Here is a 6,681-nt window from a genome sequence, read left to right as displayed (position 1 = left end):
CGACCGGAGGAGGCGGTGGTGCCGCTTCGGCCGGAGGAGGCGGAGGTGCCGCTTCGACCGGAGGAGGCGGTGGTGCCGCTTCGACCGGAGGAGGCGGAGGTGCTGCTTCGACCGGAGGAGGCGGTGGTGCCGCCGCCGGTGCTGCGGGCTTTGCAAGAATATCTCTGACCCTGCCGAGGAGCTCTTCCGACTCAAAGGGCTTTACGATGTGGCCGTCAGCGCCCACACGCGCCGCATCCACTTCGTTTAACGGCTCGAACGTGCCGGAGAGGAGCAGCACCGGCGTGGAGGCGATCTCAGGGTCTCCCTTTACGGCTTCGCACACCTCGTAGCCGTTCTTGCCCGGCATGGCCACGTCCGCCATCACCAGGTCGGGCCTGGTCTCCTTTGCCTTCGCTATGGCCGAGTCCCCGTCGCCCACTATTATGAGTTCGTAGTCCTCGGCCGCAAACGTAAGCGAGATGACCTTCTGTATGGTTATGCTATCGTCCGCAAGGAGTATTTTCTTGGGCATGCCTGAAATACCTTTTTTTCCATATTTATTCGGGAAAACTATATAAAATTACCACTTAATAGTCGGGGTAGTCAAGGGTTTTTTAGCACCGTGACGGTGTCTCAACTTCCGGACAACCGCTATTGGTACGAGGTACCAATGATGTGTTGGGCCGCGTATGGCGTTAATCGTGCGGCAGCACCATGAGGACTGTCCTGAGTATGTCGAGGGGGTGTTTCGAATTCGGGCCGCCCGTTTGGGCCACTGCCCGCCTTATGGCCGCCCGCAGCCCTTATAATAAGATTTGCGTTGACTGTGCTGAAGCATATCTGATAGAATTTTTTGTTGAGATGCTGGAATTCTTGCAAAAAATCCTTCTTATGGCCCCGCCTCTTCTCCTGGCGCTGACCGCCCACGAGTGCGCCCACGCCTGGGTGGCATCAAGGCTCGGCGACCCCACGGCGAAGATGATGGGCCGGATTACGCTTAATCCAATAAAGCACCTGGACCCGCTCGGGACGCTGGCCCTTTTCCTCTCCGGGATGTTCGGATGGGCAAAGCCCGTGCCGGTAAACCCGCGTCACTTCAAGGACCCGGCTAAGGGCATGATGTACGTCTCTCTGGCCGGGCCGGCGACGAACCTCTTCCTCGCTGCCGTCTTTACGCTCGTCTATAAGCTCTTAATCGCCCTGGCGCCGCCGGCGGGGGTGGAGGTCTCCGGCCTGTACGACCCGCTCTTCCGGATGGTAGTGATAGGCATATACATGAACGTCGCGCTCGCCGTCTTCAATATGATCCCCGTGCCGCCGCTTGACGGGAGCAAGGTGCTCGCAAGTTTCCTGCCCCCGGACAAGGCCCTTGCGTTTTCGAGGATCGAGCCGTACGGCTTCCTGATACTCCTGACCCTTATCTTTACCGGTGTGATCCATGCCGTGTTTTACCCCATTGTCATGGTTGCCTTTAATTTTCTTACCGGGGGCGTCATCTGATGGTGCAGGCGAAGGCAAAGGGAAAAAAGGTCTTGAGCGGGATGAGGCCCTCGGGGAGGCTCCACCTCGGGCACTACCACGGCGTGCTAGAGAACTGGCTCCGGCTCCAGGGCGAGCACCATTGTTTTTTCTTCGTCGCGGACTGGCACGCGCTCACCACCGAGTACGCGGACCCTAAAGGTATAAGGGAGAACAGCCGCGAGATGGTGCTGGACTGGCTCTCGGTCGGCATAGACCCTGAGGTCTCGACCATATTCGGCCAGTCCGCCATCAAGGAGCACGCCGAGCTCTTCGTCCTCCTTTCGATGATAACCCCGCTCTCGTGGCTCGAGCGGAACCCGACCTACAAGGAGCAGTTGACCGAGCTTAAGGATAAGGATATCCACACGCACGGCTTTCTCGGCTACCCGGTCCTTCAGACCGCGGACATCATAGTCTACAAGGCCGAGATGGTACCGGTCGGCGTGGACCAGGCCCCCCATATAGAGCTCGCAAGGGAGATAACGCGCCGCTTCAACCACCTCTACGGAGATACCTTCCCCGAGCCAGAGACACTCCTGACCGAAGCGCACAAGGTGCTCGGCACCGACGGCAGGAAGATGAGCAAGGCATACGGGAACGCCATCTACCTCTCGGACTCGCCCGAGGTTATAGAGAAGAAGATGCTCACCATGGTGACCGATACGGCGAGGAAGAGGAAGACGGACCCCGGCAACCCGGACGTCTGCCCGGTCTTCCTCTCGTTCCACAAGCTATACTCGGACGAGGAGACCTCTGCCTGGGTGCGCGAGGGCTGCACCGGCGCATCCATCGGCTGCATAGAGTGCAAGAAGGCCGTCATACCGAAGGTCCTCGAGAGGCTTGAGCCCGTACGGGAAAAGAGGGCCGAGCTCTCGAAAGACCCGGAGCGGGTGTGGTCGATTCTCAGGGAAGGCGAGGCGAGGGCGAGGGAGGTGGCACAGAAGACCATGACGGCCGTAAGGGCCGCCATGGGGCTCGCCTGACCGCTTATGTCCTATAACGTAAAGCTCGAAATATTCGAAGGTCCGCTCGACCTCCTCCTGCACCTCATAAAGAAGCAGGAGGTCGACATCTACGACATATCCGTCTCCAACATAACCGAGCAGTACCTCGAGTACGTGGAGATGATAAAGGGCATGGACCTCGACCTCGCCGGAGAGTTCCTCGTTATGGCGGCTACGCTCGTCCACATAAAGAGCAAGATGCTCCTGCCGCTTCCGGAGGAGGGGGAGGAGGAAGAGGAAGGACACGACCCGAGGGAGGACCTTATAAAGAAGCTCCTCATCTACCGGAGCTTTAAGGAGGCGGCGCTGGATATCAGCCAGAGGCTCGTCCTCGGCAGGGACGTATTTACCAGGGGGATGCCCTTCCCGCCGGGCGAGATGGAGAGCCCGGAAGACGAGGTCCTTATGGACGCCACACTCTTCGACCTGGTGGGGGCGCTCAGGGATATGCTCAAGAGGGCGCCCAAAGCGCACGAGATAGACTTTACCGCCGACAGGTTCAGGGTCACCGACAAGGTGAACCATATAATGGAGGTGCTGGGCAGGGAGAAGAGCGTTATATTCACCGACCTCTTCAACCCCAACTCCACCAGGGGGGAAATAATCGCGACCTTCCTTGCCACCCTGGAGTTGGCGAGGATGCTTCTTATTCGTATTCACCAGAGCGGCGAGGGGGAAATAAGAATATACCAGACGTCGGGCGAGGTCCGTCCGGGGGAGATCATATGACCGATAGGGAGAGTTTGATACCGCTTGTGGAGGCCCTTATCTTCGCGGCCGACCATCCGGTAACGATCGACAGGCTCGCCGGAGTACTCGAAGGCGAGAAGAAGGAGGATATAAAGGCCGCGCTCGGCGAGCTCATGGAGCGCTACTCGTCCGGCGACGGGGGGCTCTATATCGAGGAGGTGGCCGGCGGCTACCAGATGAGGACCCGCGCCGAGTACGCCCCCTGGATGAGGAGGCTCTTCAAGATAGGCATGCAGAGGGTCAGCAAGGCCGCCATGGAGACGCTCGCCATAGTGGCCTACAAGCAGCCGATAACAAAGGGGGAACTCGAAGAGATAAGGGGAGTCGACTCGGGAGGGGTGCTGAGGACCCTCCTTGACAGGAGGCTCATAAAGATGGTGGGCAGGAAGGATACCCCCGGAAGGCCGGTCGTATACGGCACGACCAAGGAGTTCCTCGAGACCTTCGACCTGAAGGACCTCTCGCACCTTCCCGCACTTAGAGATATCGAATCTCTGGAGGATAGTGAAGATGCCGCAACGGAAGAAGAGCTCGTCACGGAAAGCGATGCAGGGGAAGAGAGTGTCGAAAAAAGCCTCGGCGCCGAAGGCGACGCGGAGGAAGAGCGCGTCGAAGAAGGTCTCGACGCGGAAGACAACGACGACGACGAAGAAGAGGACGAGTTCGAAGAAGACGACGACGAGGAAGAGCCCTCCAAGGAAGAGTCCTCCGAAGAAGAGTCCCCCGACGAAAAGCCCCCTGAAGAAAAATGCGCCGAAGAAAAGTCCTCCGAAGAAAGATTCAATGGAAAGGCTCCAGAAGGTGATAGCCAGGGCGGGGATAACGTCGAGGAGGAAGGCCGAGGAACTCATCCTTCAGGCCAGGGTCCGGGTAAACAAGAGCGTAATAGTTGAACTCGGTACCAGGGTCGATCCGGCCCGGGACATTATCGAGGTGGACGGCAAGCCCATCTCCCCTCGCCGCGTCGAAGGGCCGAGGACATATCTGCTGCTGAATAAGCCCAAGGGCTGCATAAGCGCTCTTTCTGACCCGGAGGGAAGGCCCGTCGTCACCGACCTGGTCAAGAAGGTCAAGGCCCGGGTCTTTCCCGTGGGCAGGCTCGACTACGACGCCGAAGGGGTGCTGCTCTTGACCGACGACGGCGAGCTCATGGAACGGCTTATACACCCCCGGTACAAGATCCCCAAGAAGTACCACGTAAAGGTAAGGAACGTGCCGGACGAGAAGACCCTGGCCAGGCTCGAGCGGGGCGTCTCCCTCGAGGACGGCAAGACCCACCCGGCGAGGGCCAGGCTTTTACGAACGACCCGCGAGAACTCCTGGATAGAGCTCACCGTCACCGAGGGGAGGACGAGGCTCGTTAAGAGGATGTGCCAGAGGGTGGGCCATCCGGTGACAAAGTTAAAGAGGGTCGAGTTCGCGGGGCTCAGGCCCGGCGGGCTCAAGCCCGGAGAGTTCAGGCACCTTACCAAAAAAGAGGTGGAGAGGTTGAGGGGATATTAGGGGCGGAGAGCTGACCCGTCCGCCTTAAGCCGCTCGCCCGCTTCCCCGGGGCTTAAAGGGTGAAGAATAAAGATCTGTCCCGCACGCTCGGGGGTTTCTACGAGGCCCTCTTCCGCTCCTTCGGCCCCCAGCTCTGGTGGCCGGCGAGGACGAGGTTCGAGGTCGTGGTCGGCGCCATCCTGACACAGAACACCAACTGGACCAACGTAGAAAAGGCCATAAGGAATCTAAGGAGAGAGAAGCTCCTTAAGCCGGGAGCTATGCACGCTCTCGGCGTAAAGGCCCTCGCCGAACGTATCCGTCCCGCCGGCTACTTCAACGTAAAGGCGAAAAGGTTGAAGGCCTTTTTAAGCCACCTCTTCGACAACTACGGCGGCGGCATCGACGCGTTCCTTAAGAAAGAGACCGGCGTCTTGAGGCGCGAGCTTTTAACGGTAAACGGCATCGGGCCGGAGACCGCCGACTCCATCGTGCTCTACGCCGCCGGGAAGCCGGTCTTCGTCGTGGACGCCTACACCAAACGGGTACTTACCCGTCACGGCCTTATAGGAGAGGACGCCGCTTACGACGAGATGCAAAAACTCTTTATGGATAACCTCCCGCACGAGGCCGGGACCTTCAACGAATACCACGCGCTTATCGTAAGGGTCGGTAAGGAGTTCTGCAGGCCGAGAGAGCCGCTCTGTACCGACTGTCCGCTCGGGGGGTTTCTATAATGGGAGCGGTGAAGAATACCATAAGGGTCATGGACCCGGTCCTTGCCTCCAAGATAGCCGCCGGAGAGGTGGTGGAGAGGCCCGCCTCCGTGGTGAAGGAACTGGTCGAGAACGCGATAGACGCCGGCGCCACGGAGGTGACCGTACAGGTGGCCGAGGGAGGGAAGCGCCTTATACGCGTGGCGGACAACGGCTCGGGGCTGTCGAGGGAGGACGCCGCGCTCGCCTTCGAGCGGCACGCGACGAGCAAGATAACCGACGAGAGCGACCTCTTCGACATACACACGATGGGCTTTCGCGGCGAGGCCATATCGAGCATAGCCTCGGTGGCAAGGGTCGTCATAAAGACACGGCTCAGGGGCGAGGTCGAGGGCACGCGCGTCACGGTCGAGGGGGGCTCCGAGCCCGAGGTCGGGGCCGAGGGAATGCCCGAGGGGACTACCGTCGAGGTAAGAGACATCTTCTACAATACGCCGGCGAGGAGCAAGTTCATGAGGACCGCCACGACCGAGTACGGCCATATAGCAGATACCTTCCGCAAGCTCGTCTTCGCCCGCCCTGAGATAAGGATGAAGCTCACGCACGGGTCTTCAAAGCCCATAGAGGCCGGGGGGCGGAGCCTGGCGGAAAAAATCTCGGATATATTCGGGAGGGACATCATGAAGGAGCTCGTCCCGCTAAAGGCCGTAAGCGCGGAGGGGGTCTCGGTGGAGGGGCTCGTGGGAAGGCCCGAGTTCTCCGGCCCCACGGCAAAGAAGCTCTTTACCTATATAAACGGCCGGTGGGTGCGCGACAGGGGGGTGACGCGCGCGGTAATCGACGGCTATGAAGGTATGATAGAGAGAGGTAGGTATCCCTTCGCGGTCATAAAGCTTACCCTTCCCCCCGCCGAGGTGGACGTAAACGTCCATCCGGCCAAGAGTGAGGTGAGGTTCAGAAAACCTTCCTTCATATACGATATAGTAAGGGCCGCGGTAAGGGGCTCTTTCAGCGCCGGGTCGGTGGCTGCGGGTGCTCCCGCCCCCCCCGCCCCCCCGTACGCGCGTCCGCGTACGGGCTATGATTCAAGGTCGGCAAGGGAGCTGAGGCCGCCTGGCGGGTGGTCCATGCCCGGCCTTAAAGGCCCGTCCGGGACTGCTAACCCTGCTTTTGAGTTCCAAAAACCGTCCGGGGATACTGTAAACCCCGAGTTTCTCGCAATGGAG

General features: G+C 59.8%; 8 protein-coding genes. 7 read left to right on the top strand and 1 reads right to left on the bottom strand.

Features of this window, described 5'->3' with window-relative positions:
• On the bottom strand, nt 1–514 hold a 514-nt coding region (locus V3W31_07700; protein ID MEE9614818.1), incomplete at its 3' end, for a response regulator.
• Between the two features lie 329 nt (nt 515–843).
• Here V3W31_07700 and V3W31_07695 point away from each other — a divergent pair.
• The 7 genes from V3W31_07695 to mutL all read left to right on the top strand — a co-directional run.
• Nucleotides 844–1,482: a site-2 protease family protein gene (locus V3W31_07695; protein MEE9614817.1), complete on the top strand. Its 639-nt coding sequence runs from the start codon at nt 844–846 to the stop codon at nt 1,480–1,482.
• A complete protein-coding gene (gene trpS, locus V3W31_07690) occupies nt 1,482–2,486 on the top strand; it encodes a tryptophan--tRNA ligase (GenBank protein ID MEE9614816.1) in 1,005 nt (334 codons plus the stop codon). Before V3W31_07695 ends, trpS begins: the two co-directional genes overlap by 1 nt.
• Before the next feature lie 6 nt (nt 2,487–2,492).
• Entirely contained in the window at nt 2,493–3,236 is a 744-nt protein-coding gene (locus V3W31_07685) for a segregation/condensation protein A (GenBank protein ID MEE9614815.1), read from the top strand.
• Entirely contained in the window at nt 3,233–4,150 is a 918-nt protein-coding gene (scpB, locus tag V3W31_07680) for an SMC-Scp complex subunit ScpB (protein ID MEE9614814.1), read from the top strand. The genes V3W31_07685 and scpB overlap by 4 nt, the downstream gene beginning before the upstream one ends.
• Nucleotides 4,041–4,760: a pseudouridine synthase gene (locus tag V3W31_07675; protein MEE9614813.1), complete on the top strand. Its 720-nt coding sequence runs from the start codon at nt 4,041–4,043 to the stop codon at nt 4,758–4,760. Before scpB ends, V3W31_07675 begins: the two co-directional genes overlap by 110 nt.
• Nucleotides 4,761–4,819: 59 nt before the next feature.
• The gene (locus V3W31_07670) at nt 4,820–5,476 is read left to right on the top strand and encodes an endonuclease III domain-containing protein (GenBank protein MEE9614812.1); all 657 of its coding nucleotides are present in this window, start codon (nt 4,820–4,822) and stop codon (nt 5,474–5,476) included.
• A partial coding sequence (gene mutL, locus V3W31_07665; protein MEE9614811.1) for a DNA mismatch repair endonuclease MutL occupies nt 5,476–6,681 on the top strand: 1,206 nt, incomplete at its 3' end. The genes V3W31_07670 and mutL, both read left to right, overlap by 1 nt.

The organism is Thermodesulfobacteriota bacterium (assembly GCA_036482575.1).
Taxonomy (GTDB): Bacteria; Desulfobacterota; GWC2-55-46; order GWC2-55-46; family JAUVFY01; genus JAZGJJ01.
Note: the sequence above shows the minus strand (reverse complement) of the source record. Positions and strands in the feature narration are given on the sequence as shown.